The sequence below is a fragment of the Variovorax sp. P4_D9 genome, assembly GCF_056401695.1.
The window spans coordinates 1-512 of sequence record NZ_JBFUIU010001780.1; the positions used below are offsets into that span (position 1 = coordinate 1).

A 512-nucleotide genomic window follows, 5' to 3' on the forward strand; every position below is an offset into this window, starting at 1 on the left:
TGTTCGACCAGGACGCCGGCGGCTGGCTCAGCTGGTACACCAAGTCGAACCAGTATTCGCGCGCCAAGCTCACCGCCGACCTCGAGACACTGCGCTCGTACTACCTGTCGCGCGGCTACCTCGAGTTTCGCATCGACTCGACGCAGGTGGCGATCTCGCCCGACCGGCAAGACCTTTCGGTGACGGTCAACATCACGGAGGGCGACAAGTTCGTGGTCTCCGGCGTGAAGCTCGACGGCAACTACCTGGGCCGGGAAGAAGAGTTCAAGACCCTCGTCGCCATCAAGCCCGGCGAGCCCTACAACGCCGAGCAAGTGACCCAGACCACCAAGGCCTTCGCCGACTATTTCGGCTCCTTCGGCTATGCCTTCGCCCGCGTGCAGGCCACGCCCGAAATCGATCGCACGACCAACCGGGTGGCGCTCACCCTGAACGCGCAGCCGGAGCGCCGGGTCTATGTGCGGCGCGTCGCCATCGGGGGCAACGACCGCACGCGCGACGAAGTGATCCGG

At 65.4% G+C, this 512-nt stretch carries 1 protein-coding gene; it reads left to right on the plus strand.

The window, feature by feature from the left end; all coding sequences use genetic code 11:
- On the plus strand, positions 1-512 hold a 512-nt coding region (locus AC1DY5_RS58310), incomplete at both ends, for a POTRA domain-containing protein (protein ID WP_478123137.1).